Here is an 18,622-nt window from a genome sequence, read left to right on the forward strand (position 1 = left end):
AGGACACTGGCATCGGAGGACGCCGCCTTGCTGGATTGCTCGTTGAAGCTGTTTTCCGACGCCCTGGCCGATGCGCGCAGAGCGGGACTGTTACAGAAGGAGAGTAGTACCCTGCCAACTACGGCCCGGATTCTATTGAATCAGTGCTGGGCCGTTGATTTCAAAGTGGAACGCGATCTCGCTCCGCGATGTTCAGGCAAGTGCGAACGAGAGACGCAATTTCATCCAACGACGCCAATTGTACCTGATAAAAGCGGAGAAAGCGCAAAAACGGGTAAACGCTTGCCGGGGACGACCTCAGCCGCCGGCCAGTTTTTCCGACAAGATAGCCGATGTCCCAAGGAAGGCGGGGTATTGCGCGGTGATAACAAAGGTTGGTACCTGCGAAAGATATTTCACGAAGCGGCCTTTTTGCTGGAAACGGGCGCGGAAGCTGGAGCGGTCGAAGCGCTCGCCCAGCCGCGGCACGATGCCGCCGCCTATATAGATACCGCCGTGCGCGCCCAAGGTCACGGCGATGTTGCCGCAGACGGTGCCGAGCATGCCGCAGAACGCCTCGATGACGTCGTCGCACAGCGCCGACTCGCCGGCCAACGCGCGCCGGGTGATCTCGGCCGCGCCGATCGCCTCGGCGGCGACGCCGGCGCGGTCGGCCAGCGCCCGGTAGATCAACTCCAGGCCGACGCCGGACATCAGGCGTTCGGCCGAGACGTGCTCGAACTCGCGCCAGGCGAATTGCAAAATGGCGATCTCGGTCTGGTTAACCGGCGAAAAGCTGACATGGCCGCCCTCGCTTTGCAGCGCGCTCCAGTAACCGTGCGACGGGATCAGGCCGGACACGCCCAGGCCTGTGCCGGGGCCGATCAGGCCCAGCGCGGCGTCGGCGCGCGCCTCGCCGGAACCGACCTGGCGCTTGTCGGCGGCCGACAAATGCGGCAGCGAGCGCGCCAGCGCGGTGAAATCGTTGACCACGACGAAGTTGTCGAAACCGCACTCCAGGCGCATCGCCTCGATCGAGAACGACCAGTGGTGGTTGGTCATCTGCAAAAAGTCGCCGTCGACCGGATTGGCGATGGCCACCGCCGCGTTGCGCACCGCGGCGCCACCGGCGGCGGCCACCTCCGGCGACGCCAAATATGCCTTGAGCGCGTCCGTCAGGCTCGCGTAGTTGGCGCACGGCAGTACGACCACCAAACCGATGTCGCCCGGCGCCGTCTCCAGCGCGAAACGGGCATTGGTGCCGCCAACATCCGCCAACAGGCGCGGACCATCGATGAAGGTGGAAGGCGAAGTATGCAAGGCGGAGTTGGACTGAGCGCTCATGATGTCAATTAAGAAGTGGGAAGCCAAGCTTAATGGATTTCTTGGTAACGACGCAAGCTATCTTTGTAGTTTTAGTACATATCATGGCCGTAGCCGCCAAAAACACGACAAAACTACGTTGATATGTCAGTAGTAAAACTACCAAAAACTAAATATTCAGCGACGCCGAAGGCTGGGGCCAGACCCTAGGGGTCTGACCCCGGCCTTTGCGCTTGGTTTCAAATGAGCTTAGCGGGATAGCGAACGAGGTGGCGCGCGCCGGGCGCCGCCAAGGATGCCGCTGGCGCGATTTTAGTAGGTCGGGTTAGCCCGACTGGGCGTAAGCCGGCTGGCGTCGGCAGCGGCTCGGCGTCGGATTACGCGACGCTAATCCGACCTACGCGGCAGCCGGGTCTGGCCCCGGTTGCCTCAAGCCGCCGCGTTGACCGCGGCGCCCTGCGGCCGGAACGCCGCGTTCCACGCGTCCAGCCCGCCCTGCAGCGGTTTGGCGCGGTGGTAACCATGGGCGTGCAATTGCTGGGCGACATGGGCGGCCGTCACGTCGTTGGGGCAACTGCAATACACGACGATGTGGCGATCCTTCGACAGCGCGCCGATCGCCTTGCTCGGCTCGCCGCCACTGAACAACAGCGCGCCGGGCGCGGCCGGGTCCAGCGTTTGCGCCGTGGCGCTGCGGGCGTCCACCAGCACCGGCTCGAGGCCGTCGTCGACCAGTTTGCGCAATGCGTCGACGCTGACGCGCTCGCCTTGCATCTTGCGCTGGAAACGCTTGCGCTCGACATACTTAAAGCAGACGAACAGCGCCAGCAGGCAGACCAGCACGATCAGCGCGGTCGTGCCCATGGTGCCGAGCGTTTCAAGCACCTCGTCGACGCTGGTGTGGAAATACGCGCCGAGGGCAATGCCGGTGCCGCTCCACAGCAGCGCGCCCAGCACGCTGAAGCCGAGGAAAGTGGCGTCGCCGGTGCCCATCGCGCCGGCCAGCGGCGGCGCGATCGTGCTAAAGCCGGGGACGAACTTGGCCACGATCAAGCCCTTCGGACCCCAGCGGCCGAAACTGTCCTCGGTCTGGCTGACGCAATAGTCGGGCGACAGGGATATGCGGCACAGTAGCTTGAGGATGCGCTTGCCGTAATGGCGTCCGGCGCGGAACCAGAAATAGTCGCTGATCAGGCACGCCGCGACGCTCAGGGCGAGCACCGCCGGCCAACTGCCGTCGCCGTCGACGACCAGCGCGCCGGAGACGATCAGGATGGGAAAGGCTGGAATGGGCAAGCCGAATTGCTGGACCAGCACCACGGCGAACACGATGAACAAACCGTATTCTTGCAACAGGGAGATTAAGGTCGACATAGCGTCATGATAGCCGAAAAATATGTCGAAGCCGAGGCTGCCGGCCACTCCCTTTGATATGGCCGGCAGCCCGGGGTGACGCCCTTGGTGCTAATTACGCCGGCACGCCGCGCGGAATGGCGCTGAGCAGGGTCTTTGTGTACGGGTGCACCGGGTTGCGGTACAACTCGTCCGAATTGGCCATTTCCACCACTTGCCCCTTGTGCATCACCATCACCTGGTCGGCCATGTATTTCACCACCGACAGGTCGTGCGAGATGAAGATGTAACTCATGCCGAATTCGTCCTGCAAGTCTTGCAGCAGGTTCAGCACCTGCGCCTGCACCGACACGTCCAGCGCCGACACCGATTCGTCGCACACCAGGATTTCCGGCTGCATCGTCAGGCAGCGCGCAATGGCGATGCGCTGCCGCTGGCCGCCGGAAAACTCGTGCGGGTAGCGCTGGAAGGCTTGCGCCGGCAAGCCGACCTTTTCCAGCAGCCAATAGGCTTTCTCGGTGCGTTCCTTGTCCGTGGCGCCGATCTTGTGGATGCGCATCGGCTCCAGCAGGATCTGCCCGACCGTGAAGCGCGGGTTCAGCGAGGCGTACGGGTTCTGGAAAATGATCTGGATGCGCCGCTTGTACGGCAGGTATTCCTTGGCCGGCATGGCGATCAGGTCCTTGCCCTCGAACAGCGCGGTGCCACCGGTGGCCTGGTGCAGGCGCAGCAAAGTCAGGCCGACCGTGGTCTTGCCCGAGCCGGACTCGCCGACCACGCCCAGGGTTTTGCCGCGGGGCAGGTTGAACGAGACGTCCTTGACGGCCTGGAACTCGCGCTTGCCGAACAGCCCTTCGCGCAGGTAAAAACTCTTGCTGAGGTTTTTCACCACCAGCACGTTGTCCTCGCCGTCGACGTAGCCGCGGCTGCGCTGCTTGACCTCGACGCCGGGCGCGGCCGCGCCGCTGATGTAGTCGTCGATCACCGGCAGGCGCCACGGCCGCTGCTCCAGCGACGGCCGGCAGTGCAGCAACGCCTTGGTATAGGCGTCCCGCGGGTCGCTGAACACGGCGCCGGTGGCGCCGGTCTCGCGCACGTCGCCGTGGCGCATGACGATGACGTGGTCGGCGATCTCGCCCACCAGGCCCAGGTCGTGGGTGATGAACAGCACCGACATCTGGTGTTTCTTTTGCAGCTTGGCGATCAGTTCCATGATCTGCTTCTGGATCGTCACGTCGAGCGCGGTGGTGGGCTCGTCGGCGATCAGCAGTTTCGGCTCGCAGGCGATGGCCATGGCGATCATCACGCGCTGCTGCTGGCCGCCCGACAGCATGCTCGGGTAGGCGTCGATCTTGGTGGCCGGGTCGGGAATGCCCACCTCGTCGAGCAACGCCAGCGTGCGCGCGCGCGCCTGCTTGGCGTCCATGCCCATGTGCTGGCGCAGCACCTCGGCGATCTGGAAGCCGACCGTGAAGACCGGGTTGAGCGACGACATCGGCTCCTGGAAGATCATCGCGATGTCCTTGCCGCAGATGTCGCGCCGCGCCGCCTTGCCCATCTTCAGCAAGTCCCTGCCGCCGAACAGGATGCGGCTGGCCGGGTCGATGATGGTGGTGTCCTCCGGCAGCAGGCCCATTACGGCCAGCGAGCTGACTGATTTGCCGCTGCCGGACTCGCCCACCAGCGCCACCGTGGCGTTGCGCGGCACGTCGAAGGAGATCGCCTTGACGGCTTCGAAGGTGTTTTTCTTGTCGATGCGGAAGGTCACGCGCAAATCGCGCACCTGCAGCAAATCGTTATGCTTGTCTTGGCTCATGGCTGTCCTATTTCACTTTCGGGTCAAGCGCGTCGCGCAGCGCGTCGGTAAACAGCGAGAACGCCGTCACCAGGACCGCCATCGCCACGGCCGCGGCGGTCAACTGCCACCACATGCCAAGAATCAACTCGTTTTGCGCCTCGTTCAAAATACTGCCCCAGGACACCATGCCGACCGGCACGCCGAAACCGAGGAAGCTCAAAATCACCTCGGCCTTGATGAAGCCGACCACCAGGATCGACATCTGCACCAGCGCGACGTGGCTGACGTTGGGGAAGATGTGCGAGAACATCTTGCGCCAGTGCGAGGCGCCGATGGCGTCGGCCGCCATCACGTACTCGCGCGCCTTGTGCTTGATGTATTCGGCGCGCATCAGGCGGTACGGCCCGGTCCAGCCGGTCAGGCCGAGGATCAAGACGATGGTCATCAAGCCCTTCTGTTGCAGCACGGCGGCCACCGTCAGTATCATCAGAATCGACGGGATCGCCGTGAAGATGCTGTAGAACCAGTTGAAAAAATCGTCGACGACGCCGCCGAAGTAGCCGGAGACGGCGCCGAACAGGGTGCCCAGCAGCACCGCCAGCAGCGCCGCGACCAGGCCGACGACGATCGAGGTTTCGGCGCCCTTGATGGTTTTCTTGAGCACGTCGTGGCCCCATTTGTCGGCGCCGAACGGCAGCGTCGCCAGTTTCGCGGCGGCGCCGGCGCCGTGCGACTTGGCCATGCCGGCGCGCAGCGCGGCCAGATCGGCGGCGAGCGGGTCGGCGACGCCGTACATGTCGACGGCGACGTCCGGGCTGGCGCCCATTTCGGCGCGCAACTGGGCGATCTCGTCGGCCAGCGGGTCGAGCACGTTGACTTCGGTCGGCGCGCTATGGCCGGCCTTGGCCTTGGCCTTTTCCTGCAGGGCGGCGACGGCGCCGGCGCCGAGGAAGGAAGGGGGCGCGTAACTGACGCCAACCTCGTCTTCCCAGTCGGCGACGATGACGCCGGTGGACGACAGCACCAGCATCAGCAGGAAGGCGCCAACCACGGCCAGCGCCAGCATCGCCATCTTGTCGGCGCGCAAACGGCGCCACGCCAGGGCCCACAGCCCCGGCGATGAGTGAGTATTCGACATCGCTATCCTTACTTCAGTTGTACGCGTGGATCAACCGCCTGGTACATCAGGTCGGTGAGCAGATTGAAGACCATGGTTGCGGCGGCGACGTACACGGTGATCGCCTTGATCACCGGGAAGTCGCTGCGCTCGACGGCCAAAATCACCTCGCGGCCGATGCCGGGGATGCCGAAGAAGCGCTCGAGCAAAAAGGCGCCGATCAACAACGCGGGCAAATTCGACATCACATGCGTGATGATCGGAATCGAGGCGTTGCGCAGCACGTGCACCCACATGATGCGGCGCTCCGGCAAGCCCTTGGCGCGCGCGGTGCGCACGTAATCCTGGTTGACCTCGTCGAGCACGAAGGTGCGGTACAGCCGCAACGTCGGGGCGATCGACACGGCCAGCCCGATCAGGATCGGCAGCGTCGAATAGCGCAGCAGGTTTTCCCAAAAGCCCTCGCCCCAGCCTTGCACCGGGAACAGGCCCAGCTTGTAGGCGAAGCCGTACTGGAACACGATGATGTAGACCAGGATGGAAATCGACATGCCGACGGTGCAGGCGACCATGACGGCGCGGTCGGTCAGCGAGCCGCGCACGAAGGCGATCGCCAGCGCCAGCGCGATGCCGAAGAAGGTTTCCAGTATCGTCAACGGCAGCAGCACCGTCAGCGACGGTCCGAGCCGGCTGCCGATGATGTGCGAGACGGTCTCGCCGGTGGCCCAGCTCTGGCCGAAGTCGAAGGTGACGATCTGCTTGACGAAGATCCACAGTTGCACGTAGTACGGCTGGTCCACGCCCAGCTGGGCGCGGATGTTGGCGATGCTTTCGGCGTTCGACATCTTGCCCGCGAGGATATAGGCGGGGTCGCCGCCGACCCAGTTAAACAGCAGGAAGACCAGCAGCACGACGCCCAGCATGGTGGGCAGCATCTGCCACAGGCGACGCAATATATAAGCAAACATTATTTTTCCTTAGTAACTATAAGCGGCGCTTACTTGGCTTTTTCAATGTCGATGTATTGCCATTCCTGGTGCAGGATGGGGTGTTTTTTGTAGCCCAGCACGCCCGGCTGGGCCAGCATGTTGCGGTAGCGCGCGTAGCCCATCAGGGCGCCGGCGTTGACTTCCAGCAGGCGCGCCATCTTGTGGTACAGCAGGTCGCGCTCGGGGCCGGCCGCCATCTTCTGGCTGGCCGCGTACAGCTTGTCGTATTCCGGGTCCTGGTAGCAGCCGTTGTTGTTCTGGTGCGTGTTCGGGCCGTAGTACAACTGCATGAAGTTGTCGCCGTCCGGATAGTCGGCCAGCCACGGCGCGCTGCGGCTTTGCATCTTGCACTGCTTCTCGGTCTTCAGGATGTCGGAGAAGATCATGCGGTCGTTGACCATCTGGATGCCGATCGAGGTGTAGGTCTTGCGCCACATCTCGGCCTGCAACACGCCGCTGGCCTCGTTGCGCGAGGCGTAGTGCAGCACCAGCGGCTTGCCGTCGGGCAGCGTGCGCCAGCCGTCGGCGCCCTTCTTGTAGCCGAACTTGTCGAGCAGCTTGTTGGCCAGCACCGGGTCGTATTGCAGCAGGCTCTTGTAGTGCGGGTCGTGGCCGACGACGCCCGGCGGAATCGGGAATTCCATCTTCTCGGCCTGGCCTTGCCAGACGATGCGGATTTCCTCGTCGATGTTGTGGGCCATCGCGATGGCGCGCCGCAGGGCGATTTTTTCCTTCGCGAAGCCGCCCAGGATCGGGTCCTGCATATTCCAATAGTAGGAGGTGATTTCCGGGTCGATCAGGCGCGACAGCTGCACGCCGCGGGCCGCCAGCTCGGGCCGCAGCTTGCCGTCCAGCATGGCCTTCGGCGACAGCGGGCCGTCCAGCCAGAACAGGTCGGTGCCGCCGCTCTGGAACGACAGCCAGCGCGACTGGTCCTCGATCAACACGCTAATCTCGATGCGGCCGATCTGCGGGATTTTCTTGCCCTTCATCTGGCGCACGATGCGCTGGTCGTCCGGGTCGTCGCCGGCCTCGAAGTCCCAGGTTTCGGGCAGGTGCTCGGTGTTTTCCTCCAGCACGATGCGGTTGCCGCGGACCCACTGGCCCAGCTTGTAGTGGCCGCTGCCGACCGGGTTCGAGGCGACCTCCCCCTTGACGTCGCCGTATTGCTGCACCACCTCGCGCGCCACCGCCGAGGTCGGCTCGTACGCGAGGATCATGCCGAGGTTGAAATCGGTCTGGGTCAGGTTGATGCGCAGCGTGTACGGGTCGAGCAGCTCGAAGCCGGGAATCGCCTTGTCGTAGTCGAACTTGCCGCTTTTCTTGGCGTCCTTGGCCAGCTGGTCGAGGCCGACGACCTTGTTTTCCAGCAGCCAGGTGTGGGCCGACGCCAGTTTCGGGTCGAACAGCCGCTTCCACGAGTACACGTAGTCGGCCATCGTCACCTCGCGCCGCTTGCCCTTGAAGGCCGGGTCGGGCGTGAAAACGATGCCCTTTTTCAGGCGGATCGTGTAGGTCTTGCCGTCGGCCGACACCTCGGGCAGCGCGGCGGCGGCGTGCGGCGCCAGCTTGGCCGGGCGCGCCAGGTAGTCGTAGGTGAACAGCGGCTCGAAAATGGCCTGCGTGATGTGGTTCGAATACAGGTCGCGCGCGGTGGCCGGGTCGAAACCCGTTTCCGCCGCCGGCAAGATATAGCGCAACACCTTCACCGGCTTGCCCGCCTCGTCCGGCGCGGCCGCCGCCAGCGGCGCCAAGGCGCCCAGCGCTGCCGCCAGCGTCAAGCGCTGGCCCCATTTTGATCTCATCTGCAACCCTTCCATGTCTTGTTGTGACGCCCCGTATCAGTGCGCCGCGCCGACCGGCCCCCGGTTGGCGGGGGCCGGCGTTGAACGCCCGTTTCACTAATGCAAGTTCCGTGCCGGTTGGGTGCGGTCCCTGGTATTGTGCCGCGCCCAAAAAGAGGCGTAACGATAACGCATATTCCACCGTCTTGGCGAACCCCTGCGGACATAAATATTTTGCGCCGGCGCCGGCGCGCGCGGAAAACGCGGATGTGCGCCGGACTGGCCAAACGTGCTGCGGCGCAGCATCGGCGGACGCAGGACGCCGGCCGGTCCGCCCGCCGGCCCGGGGTAAGTGGTTTACACCGTAATAAAGCGCTTTTTGCGCCGCAACATACGCGGCCTCACTCTGTAAATAATGACGATTACGGCAATTTTATTGGTGTTGTTTCTATGTTGAACGAACATGCCGGCGATTGACAGCCGCGGGGGCGCGGTGGTCTTATCGATTAATAAAAAATCAATATGATTTTTTTTGACAGAGTTAAGGAAACGACCTCCCCCGCCCCCAACCAATACCGTTACTTACTGGAGCCAGCACCATGATCAGGATGGAAACCGTTGAAACCGTGATATCGCGCTCGGTGCGCCTGCTGTGCGCCGGCGGCGTCGCCGCCCTCGCCACCGCCGCGCTGGCCCAGCCGGCCCTGGCCCAGGACGGCAATATGCAACGGGTTGAAATTACCGGCTCAAGCATCAAGCGCGCCAGCGCCGAGACGGCCTCGCCGATCCAGGTGATCGGCCGCGACGAGTTGCTCAAATCGGGCAAAAGCAGCGTCGCCGACTTCCTGCAAACCCTGACCGCCGACGGCGCCGGCTCGCTGCCCACCGGCTTTGGCAACGGTTTTGCCGCCGGCTCGACGGCGATCTCGCTGCGCGGCCTGGGCGCGACCTCGACCCTGGTGCTGCTCAACGGGCGGCGCATGGCGCCGTTCGCGCGCGCCGACGACGGCCAGAAAAGCTTCACCGACCTGAGCAGCGTGCCGATGCAAATCGTCGAGCGCATCGAGATTCTCAAGGACGGCGCCTCGTCGACCTACGGCGCCGACGCCATCGCCGGCGTCGTCAACATCATCTTGCGCAAGGACTTCGAGGGCAGCATGCTCAAGGCCGACAGCGGCGTCTCCGGCGACGGCGACGCGCGCCAGCACAAGGCCTCGCTGAGCGTCGGCAAGGGCAACCTCGAGCGCGACAACTACAACCTCGTCGTCAACGCCGAATACAGCAAGTCCGACATGCTGTTCAACAAGGACCGCGCCGGCCGCGACTGGATCGGCAAGGGCGACCTGCGCGCCTACGGCTACCCGATCGGCACCCAGTTCGCCTCCGGCTACATCAACGGCAACAACGACGCCACGGCCGGCCCGGCCGGTTCGATCCGCAACCCCGCCACCCTCGACTACGTTTCCCTGCCGGGCTGCGCCGGCCTGTCGGCGTCGGCCCCGCCCGACCCGAAGGGCGGCTGCCTGTGGCACCACGACCAGTTCCGCGCGATGCAGCCGAAGATCGAATCGGTCAACCTGTACGGCCGCGGCACCTGGCAGTTGCATCCCGACACCCAGCTCTACACCGAACTGGGCTACTCGAAGCGCGACACCTCCTTCCAGATGATCCCGCCGACCATCACCCCGACCGTGGCCTTCCCGTCGAGCGCGGCCAACCCGGCCGGCGTGATCAACTACGCCTCCGGCGCCGGCACCGCCATGTTGCTGGCCGCGAACCATCCGCAAAACCCGTATGGCGTGCCGGTGCGGGTGCGCTACACCGCCTTCGACGTCGGCGCCAGCACGCGCTCGGCGAACAACGAGTTCAGCCGCTTCGTCGCCGGCGCCAAGGGCAAGCTCGGCGACTGGGACTACGACGCCGCCTACGTGCATTCCGAGTCGAAACTGCACCTGGACTACAGCAACATGTTGAACCTGAACGTGGTGCGCGACGCGCTGGGCAACCCGGCCAGCCAGTATTTCCCCTACTACCTCGGGGCCCAGGCCGGCCGCAACCCGGCCTCGCTGTACGCGGCGATGGCGCGCAGCCTGCGCTCCGACTCCACCACCAAGCTCGACATCGTCGACGCCAAGGCCTCGCGCGAGCTGTTCGCGCTGCCGGGCGGCATGCTGGGCCTGGCCGTGGGCGCCGAGCACCGCCGCGAAAAACTCGACAACCCCTCGCTCGACGGCACCCGCGACGGCTCGGTCAACTCGAACTACGTCGCCGCCAAGGGCGACAGCAAGGTCTCGGCGCTGTTCATCGAGGTGGCGGCGCCGCTCGTCAACACGCTGGAACTGTCGGCCGCGCTGCGCTACGACAAGTACCAGAACTTCAGCTCGAGCACGCCGAAACTGGGCGCCAAGTGGACCCCGCTGAAAACCTTCGCGCTGCGCGGCACCTACGCCGAGGGCTTCCGCGCGCCCGGTCCGGCCGAGTCCGGCGCCGAAAGCCAGAGCACCGGCGCCGCGCCGACCGTCGACCCGGTGCGCTGTCCGAACGGCAAGACGCCGCTGCCGGGCGCCACCTCGACCGACTGCAACATCACCATCAACGCCGTCAAGCTGGGCAATCCGAACCTGCGTCCGGAAACCTCGAAGGGCTACACGCTGGGCCTGGTGTGGGATGTGCTCAAGGACACCAGCCTGTCGCTGGACGCGTGGAAGATCAAGCGCATTGACGAGATCAACCCGCTGCCGTACAACGAGGCGGCGGCGCTGCCGAGCGCGATCCGGGCCGACAATAACCTGAGCATCGGCGGCGTGGTCGCGCCCAACACCAGCACCCTGCTGCTGGCGCGCGCGCCCTACCGCAACTCCAGCTTCACCGAGATCAAGGGCGTCGACCTGGACCTCAAACAGCGCCTGCGGCTGGGCGAGTACGGCCGCGCCAGCGTCGGCCTGACCTGGACCCACATCGCCTCGTGGCTGCGGGCCGAGTCCGCCACGGTGCGCTACCAGTTCGCCGGCACCCACGGCAATTGCGACACCTCGAACTGCGCCGGCACGCCGAAGAACAAAATCAACCTGGTCGCCTCGTGGGACCGGGCCGACTGGAACGTCACGGGCACGCTGAACTACCGCTCGGACCTGAAGAACACCAAGTACCAGGGCGCCAAGTGCGCCACCGTGCTGGCCGACGGCGGCGACGCGCCGCCGGGCTGCGCGCTGGCCTCGTTCACGACGCTGGACCTGTCGACGCGCTGGAACTACAGCAAGGCGCTGCAACTGTTCGCCTCGGTGTCCAACGCCACCGACAAGGTCGCCCCGCTGGACGCGCTGACCTACGGCGGCTTGACCTACAACCCGATGGACGCCAGCGGCGCCATCGGCCGTTACTTCAAGCTCGGCGCCAGCTACCGGTTTAACTAGTCGGCGCGGCGGAGGTCGGCGCCGCCATGCCGCGGCGCCGCATGCGCGCGGCGGCCGCCGGTCGCCGCGCGCGCGGGCCTTTGCGCGCGGCCAAACGCCGCTCGCGCAGGCGTTGTTTAACCGCACAACCGCGCTGTAAATGTTGACACTAGGATCATCTGCTAGGTACATTGATTCGCAAATCTTGCTAAACGAATTAGCAAGGTTGCTGCACCGGTCGCCATGGCCACCCCACGTCGACTGCACTCGAAATAGCCAATCACGCTTTTAAAAGGGAGTTCCGCACATGTTCAGAGAATCAGTTTTGTCGCGTTCCGTTCGTATTATTTGTGCCGGTGGTTTTGCCGCGAGCTTAGGTATGCTGGCGCAGCCGGCGCAGGCGCAGGAGGCTGCACCGATGCAGCGCGTCGAGGTGACGGGGTCGTCGATCAAACGCCTGGTGTCGGAAACGGCCAACCCGCTGAGCGTGATCAAGGCGGAGGAATTCATCAAACAGGGCCTGACCACGGCCCAGGAAGTGCTGAGCAAGATCCCGTCCAACCAATCGAACCTGGGCAGCGGCAACTCCGTCGGCGGCAACTCCAGCGGCCTGCCCACCGGCGGCCAGGCCGGCGCCGACTTGCGCGGCCTGGGCGGCGACAAGACCCTGGTGCTGCTGAACGGCCGGCGCATCGCCAACCACCCGTACGACGGCGCCAGCGTCGACTTGAACATCATTCCGCTGTCGGCGCTGGACCGGGTCGAAGTGCTGCGCGACGGCGCCTCGGCGATCTACGGCACCGACGCCATCGGCGGCGTGATCAACTTCATCACCAAACGTTCGGTCAACGTCACCAACATCACCGCCGAAGTGGTGGCGCCGCAACACAAGGGCGGCGGCGAGCATCGCGTCAACCTGTCGTCCGGCTTCGGCAAGCTCGACACCGACGGCTTCAACGTTTTCGGCGTGGTCGACTACCACAAGCAAAAAGTGCTGACCTCGCAGCAGCGCGAGTTCTCCAAGACCGGCGTGAACCGCGCCCGCGGCCTCGACACGACCAGCGGCACCACCTTCCCCGGCAACTATTACGACGCCACCGCGGACCTGGCCGGCAATCCCAGCTTCGCCACCGGCTGCCAGCCGCCGCTGTCGGTGCCCAGCGTCGACAACAATACCTGCCGCCAGGATTACACGCGGCAGATCGACAACTTGCCGGAGCAAAAGCAACTGGCCTTCTTCGGCAAGGGCGCGCTGAAGCTGGGCAGCCACCTGGCGACGCTGGAATACCTGCATTCGGAAAGCGACGTGCGCGCGCGCACCGCGCCGCCGCCGCAAATCGGCCTGGTGCTGCCGGCCAGCAGCCCCTACTATCCGGGCAACGCGGGCGGCGTGCCGGCCCAGCCCGGCTTGTCCGGCGATCCGCTCAGCGTCAACTGGCGCCCGATCGACGCCGGCCAGCGCCAAATCGACTCGAAGGGCCGCACCGACCGCCTGTTGCTGTCGCTGGAGGGCGAACTGGCCGGCTGGGACTACCAGACCGGCTTGAGCCGCGCCATCAGCAAATCGGCCGAAAACTTCACCGGCGGCTATGTGCAGGACGCCTCGTTTGCGGCCGGCGTGGCCAACGGCATCTTGAACCCGTTCGGACCGCAAAACGCCGCCGGCACCGCCTACCTGGCCAGCACCGCGCTGCGCGGCGAAGTGCAGAACGCCAAGGTGACCACGACCGCGCTCGACGCCAAGGCCAGCCGCGAGCTGATGCCGATGGCCGGCGGCATGATGGCGCTGGCGGTGGGCGCCGAGGTGCGCCAAGAGAAGGCCGACTTCTACGTCAACCGCGCGATCGCCTCGCAGGCCAGCAGCTCCGGCCTGTCGGGTTCGTTGTCGAAGGACGGTTCGCGCAATATCAAGGCGCTGTTCGGCGAACTGAATTTGCCGCTGGTCAAGGACCTGGAAGTGCAACTGGCGCTGCGCTACGACGATTACAGCGACGTCGGCAACACCACCAACCCGAAAATCGGCGTGCGCTACCAGCCCACCAAGCAGGTGTTGCTGCGCGGCTCGGCCAGCACCGGCTTCCGCGCGCCGACGCTGTTCGAGAAAAACGGCCCGCCGTCGCGCAACGACACCAACGACTCGTACAGCGATCCGATCCTGTGCCCGGGCGGCGTCAAGCAACCCGGCGCCAACCCTTCGCGCGACTGCAAAACCCAGCAGTTCAAGCTGCAGGGCGGCAATCCCAACCTGAAGCCTGAACAATCCAAGACCTTCGCCGTCGGCATGGTCATCGAGCCGATCAAGGAAGTCACGCTGGCGCTCGACTACTGGAACATCGCGCTCAAGGACAAGATCTCCTCGCTGCCAGAGCAAAGCATTTTCGGCAACTATGAACGCTACAAGGCGCTGTTCCTGCGCAACGCCGACGGCTCGCCGAACGCCATCCTCGACCTCAACGACAACATCGGCGAAGTCAAGACCGACGGTATCGACGCCAGCCTGAACCTGCGCCTGCCGGCCAGCGCCTACGGCAACTTCACCGTCTCGCTGGACGGCACCTATGTGCACAAGTACGACTACCAGAACGAGCGCAACGGCGAGTTCATCCACAACGTCGGCCGCTACGCCGACAACAACGTGGTGTTCCGCTGGAAGCACAACCTGGCGCTGAACTGGCGCATGGGCGACTACAGCGCGACGCTGGCGCAGTCGTTCAAGTCGGGCTACACCGACCAGAACGCGGTCGATCCCGAGTTCAAGCAGGACATCGGTTCGTACAGCCTGATCAACCTGTCGGGCAGCTACGCCGGCGTCAAGGGCTTGCTGCTGACGGCCGGCGTGAAAAACCTGTTCGACAAGGAGCCGCCGTTCTCCAACCAGGGCACGCTGTTCCAGAAGGGTTACGATCCGCGCTACACCGACCCGGTCGGCCGCGCGTTCTACGTGCGCGCAGGCTATACGTTCTAATCGGCGGGGAGAAGGGCGCGCCGCAGACGGCCGCCCGAACCGGCGCCGGGAAGGCGGGGGAAACCCCGCGCCCGGCGCCGGTTTTTTGCGTTGACGGCCATGCCGGCGCGACGCGTCTGGCGGGCGCGTCGCCGCGCCCGGCCCCCGTCAGTCCTGTTGCAGGCGGCGCTGGCGCACCGCGGCGGCCAGGCCTTCGAGCACGGCAACACTCTGGGTCCAGTCGATGCAACCGTCGGTCACGGACTGGCCGTACACCAGCTCTTTGCCCGGCACCAGGTCCTGGCGCCCCGCCACCAGGTGCGATTCGACCATCACGCCGACGATGCGGCTGTCGCCGCCGGCCACCTGGGCGGCGATGTCGGCGCACACCGGCACCTGGTTTTCCGGTTTCTTCGAGCTGTTGGCGTGCGAGGCGTCGATCATCAGGCGCGCCGCCAAGCCTTGCGCGGCGATGGCCTTGCAGGCCTCCTCGACGCTGACGGCGTCGTAATTCGGCGCCTTGCCGCCGCGCAGGATGATGTGGCAGTCCTCGTTGCCGTTGGTCGAGACGATGGCCGAGTGGCCGCCCTTGGTCACCGACAGGAAATGGTGCGGCTGCGAGGCCGCCTTGATCGCCTCGACGGCGATCTTGACGTTGCCGTCGGTGCCGTTCTTGAAGCCGACCGGGCACGACAACCCCGACGCCAGTTCGCGGTGCACCTGCGACTCGGTGGTGCGGGCGCCGATCGCGCCCCAGCTGATCAGGTCGGCGATGTACTGCGGGCTGATCACGTCGAGGAATTCGGTGCCGGCCGGCAGGCCCAGTTCGTTGATGTCGCGCAGCAGCTCGCGCGCCATGCGCAGGCCGTCGTTGATGCGGAAGCTGTTGTCCATGTACGGGTCGTTGATCAGCCCCTTCCAGCCCACCGTCGTGCGCGGCTTCTCGAAGTACACCCGCATCACGATTTCAAGTTCGCCGGCGAAGCGCGCCCGCTCCTTGACCAGCAGGCGCGCGTATTCCATCGCCGCCTTGGTGTCGTGGATCGAGCACGGCCCGATCACCACCATCAGGCGGTCGTCCTGGCCGTGCAGGATGCGGTGCAGCGCGATGCGCGCGTCGGCGGCGGTCTGGCCGGCGTTTTCCGAGCAGGCGAATTCGCGGATCAGGTGTGACGGCGGCGTTAATTCTTTCATTTCGCGGATGCGCAGATCGTCGGTGCGTGGCATGGTGTTCTCCAAAAAGAGTCGAAAGATAAAACGTCGAGGTAAAAAAAAACCGCCATCGTTGGCGGTTTTCAGGATTTGCTGGGATCTCGTTTTTGCTTGCTACGTGAACCGGCCGCTACTCCACCGCCTTTGGGTTGGAATTGCTAAAGTAAAAATAACCGGTAAAAAATGGGAAGCTGTGCATGTCGGAATCCATTGAAGTCGCAACGACTATACCGCCAATCCACGCCGCTTGGCAAGGAAATTGTCCTTTTGTACTTTGTTGCGGCGCCGCGACATAGGCGAAACCAAGGGCGTGCACCCGGGGCCGGACCCCGACGGTCCGACCTTGCCGCCTTGGCGCCGGCTGCCCGCCTCGGGTTTTTTCAACGCCGGAGGCGCGCCATCCTCTTATCAGGCGGTGCCGCCGACGGTGACGCCGTCGATGCGCAGCGTCGGCTGGCCGACGCCCACCGGCACGCTCTGGCCTTCCTTGCCGCACACGCCCACGCCGGAATCGAGGCGCATGTCGTTGCCGATCATCGAGACGCGGTTCAGCACGTCGGGACCGTTGCCGATCAGCGTGGCGCCCTTGACCGGATAGGTGACCTTGCCGTTTTCGATCATGTACGCTTCGCTGGCCGAGAAGACGAACTTGCCGTTGGTGATGTCGACTTGGCCGCCGCCGAAGTTGACCGCGTACAGGCCGTTTTTCACCGACGCCAGGATTTCCGCCGGGTCCTTGTCGCCGGCCAGCATGTAGGTGTTGGTCATGCGCGGCATCGGCAGGTGGGCGAACGATTCGCGGCGGGCGTTGCCGGTCACCGGCATTTTCATCAGGCGCGCGTTCATCGTGTCCTGGATGTAGCCCTTCAGGATGCCGTCCTCGATCAGCGTGGTGCACTGGGTCGGATTGCCCTCGTCGTCCATGTTGAGCGAGCCGCGGCGGTCCGCCAGCGTGCCGTCGTCGACCACGGTGACGCCCTTGGCGGCGACGCGCTCGCCGATGCGCCCGGAGAACGCCGACGAGCCTTTGCGGTTGAAGTCGCCTTCCAGGCCGTGGCCGATCGCCTCGTGCAGCAGCACGCCGGGCCAGCCCGGTCCCAGCACGATCGTCATCGGGCCGGCCGGGGCCGGACGGGCGTCGAGGTTGACGATGGCGGCGTTGACCGCCTCGCTGGCGTATTGCTCCAGCAAGGCGTCGCTGAAGTAGTCGTAGCTGTAGCGCCCGCCGCCGCCGGACGAGCCCATCTCGCGGCGGCCGTTCTGCTCGGCGATCACCGTCACCGACACGCGCACCAGCGGCCGGATGTCGGCCGCCAGCACGCCGTCGCTGCGCACCACCAGCACCACGTCGTATTCGCCGGCCAAGCCGGCCATCACCTGCACCACGCGCGGGTCCTTGGCGCGCGCCATTTTCTCGACGCGCTCAAGCAGCTTCACCTTGGCGGTGGCGTCGAGCGAGTCGAGCGGGTCGTTCGGCAGGTACAAGGAGCGCCCGCCCTGCTGGCGCATGGCGCCGGCGACCTTGACCTTGCCGGCGCCGGCGCGCGCGATGGTGCGCGTGGCGGCCGCCGCTTCCAGCAGCGCGCTTTCGGAGATTTCGTCCGAATACGAAAAAGCCGTCTTGTCGCCCGACACCGCGCGCACGCCGACGCCCTGGTCGATCGAGAAACTGCCGGTCTTGACGATGCCCTCTTCCAGGCTCCAGCCCTCGTTCTTGGTGAACTGGAAATACAGGTCGGCGTAGTCGACCTTGTGCGTAAACATCGTGCCCAGCGCCTTCAACAGCTTGGCCTCGTCCAGGCCGAACGGCGTCAGCAGGATCTCGCGGGCCACCGCCATGGTGGAGAGGTTCGGTTCAAATAGGTTCATGATGGTGTCTTTTCGTCGATGTTGTTGAATTATGCCGCATTACATGGTGCGGTGCTGCAGGGCCGGCAGCGACTCGCGCACGCTGGCCAGGAAAAGCGGGTCGACCGCGCCGCTGACCACGCCCTCGCCCTCGGGCAAGAGCGCCTTGATCTCGCCCCACGGGTCGATCAGCATGCTGTGGCCCCAGGTGCGGCGGCCGTTCGGGTGCAGCCCGCCCTGCGCGGCGGCCAGCACGTAGCATTGGTTTTCAATCGCCCGCGCGCGCAGCAGCACCTCCCAGTGCGCCAGGCCGGTGGTGTGGGTGAAGGCGGCCGGCACGACGATCAGCGCGCACGGCCCCATCGCCCGGTACAGCTCGGGGAAGCGCAGGTCGTAGCAGACCGACAGGCCGACCCGGCCGAACGGCGCCTGGAAGCTGCCCACCGCCGCGCCCGGCACGATGGTGCGCGCCTCGTCGTAGGATTCGCTGCCCTTGGTGAAGCCGAACAGGTGGATCTTGTCGTAGCGTCCGGCCGGCCGGCCCTGCGGGTCGTACACCAGCGTGGTGTTCAAGACCTTGCCCTCCAACTCGCTGGCCAGCGGCAGCGTGCCGCCGATCAGCCAGACGCCGTGCTGGCGCGCCATCTGCGCCATGAAGTCCTGGATCGGGCCGCGCCCGGCCTGCTCGGCGTGGGCCACCTTGTCGCTGTCGTGCTGGCCCATGATGGCCCAGTATTCCGGCAACGTCACCAGGCAGGCGCCGGTGGCGGCGGCCTGGCCGATCAGGCGGCGCGCCGTCTCGATGTTGTCGGCCACCGACGGCGAGGAAATCATCTGTACTGCTGCAACTGTATCCATAGAAATTCTTGCCCGTTCTCGTTTG

The 18,622-nt window shown here is 65.2% G+C and carries 11 protein-coding genes; 2 read left to right on the forward strand and 9 right to left on the reverse strand.

All coding sequences use genetic code 11. The annotated features are described in order from the left end of the window. Positions 1-297 precede the first annotated feature (297 nt). From ACFDR9_RS03555 to ACFDR9_RS03580, 6 genes are all read right to left on the reverse strand, one after another. The gene (locus ACFDR9_RS03555) at positions 298-1,323 is read right to left on the reverse strand and encodes a glucokinase (protein ID WP_026133331.1); all 1,026 of its coding nucleotides are present in this window, start codon (positions 1,321-1,323) and stop codon (positions 298-300) included. A 408-nt stretch (positions 1,324-1,731) separates the two neighbouring features. Then, complete coding sequence (locus ACFDR9_RS03560; RefSeq protein ID WP_327076193.1) at positions 1,732-2,676, reverse strand: VTT domain-containing protein; 945 nt, start codon at positions 2,674-2,676, stop codon at positions 1,732-1,734. A gap of 94 nt (positions 2,677-2,770) precedes the next feature. Beyond that, positions 2,771-4,471: an ABC transporter ATP-binding protein gene (locus ACFDR9_RS03565; RefSeq protein WP_327076194.1), complete on the reverse strand. Its 1,701-nt coding sequence runs from the start codon at positions 4,469-4,471 to the stop codon at positions 2,771-2,773. Positions 4,472-4,478: 7 nt separating this feature from the next. Continuing rightward, a complete protein-coding gene (locus tag ACFDR9_RS03570) occupies positions 4,479-5,591 on the reverse strand; it encodes an ABC transporter permease (RefSeq protein WP_327076195.1) in 1,113 nt (370 codons plus the stop codon). 8 nt (positions 5,592-5,599) lie between these two features. After that, positions 5,600-6,538, reverse strand: a complete 939-nt coding sequence (locus ACFDR9_RS03575) for an ABC transporter permease (protein ID WP_026133328.1) — start codon at positions 6,536-6,538, stop codon at positions 5,600-5,602. A gap of 29 nt (positions 6,539-6,567) precedes the next feature. Beyond that, positions 6,568-8,364, reverse strand: coding sequence for an ABC transporter substrate-binding protein (locus tag ACFDR9_RS03580; RefSeq protein WP_327076196.1), 1,797 nt, complete (start codon positions 8,362-8,364; stop codon positions 6,568-6,570). Between the two features lie 578 nt (positions 8,365-8,942). On the opposite strand from ACFDR9_RS03580, the gene ACFDR9_RS03585 reads away from it, so the two are divergent. Together ACFDR9_RS03585 and ACFDR9_RS03590 are read left to right on the forward strand one after the other, a co-directional pair. After that, positions 8,943-11,756 carry a TonB-dependent receptor gene (locus tag ACFDR9_RS03585; protein ID WP_409030099.1) on the forward strand — a complete coding sequence of 938 codons (2,814 nt, stop codon included), beginning with the start codon at positions 8,943-8,945 and terminating at the stop codon, positions 11,754-11,756. A 358-nt stretch (positions 11,757-12,114) separates the two neighbouring features. After that, the gene (locus ACFDR9_RS03590) at positions 12,115-14,700 is read left to right on the forward strand and encodes a TonB-dependent receptor (RefSeq protein ID WP_017878631.1); all 2,586 of its coding nucleotides are present in this window, start codon (positions 12,115-12,117) and stop codon (positions 14,698-14,700) included. 147 nt (positions 14,701-14,847) lie between these two features. Here the strand turns inward: ACFDR9_RS03590 and aroG are convergent, their stop codons facing one another. From aroG to ACFDR9_RS03605, 3 genes are all read right to left on the reverse strand, one after another. Then, a complete protein-coding gene (gene aroG, locus ACFDR9_RS03595; protein ID WP_026133325.1) occupies positions 14,848-15,906 on the reverse strand; it encodes a 3-deoxy-7-phosphoheptulonate synthase AroG in 1,059 nt (352 codons plus the stop codon). 393 nt (positions 15,907-16,299) lie between these two features. After that, positions 16,300-17,760, reverse strand: coding sequence for a metalloprotease TldD (gene tldD, locus ACFDR9_RS03600; protein WP_017878629.1), 1,461 nt, complete (start codon positions 17,758-17,760; stop codon positions 16,300-16,302). A gap of 39 nt (positions 17,761-17,799) precedes the next feature. Then, entirely contained in the window at positions 17,800-18,597 is a 798-nt protein-coding gene (locus ACFDR9_RS03605) for a carbon-nitrogen hydrolase family protein (RefSeq protein WP_081611947.1), read from the reverse strand. Between the last annotated feature and the right edge of the window lie 25 nt (positions 18,598-18,622).

The sequence above is a fragment of the Janthinobacterium sp. CG_23.3 genome, from assembly GCF_046115965.1.
GTDB lineage: Bacteria > Pseudomonadota > Gammaproteobacteria > Burkholderiales > Burkholderiaceae_D > Janthinobacterium.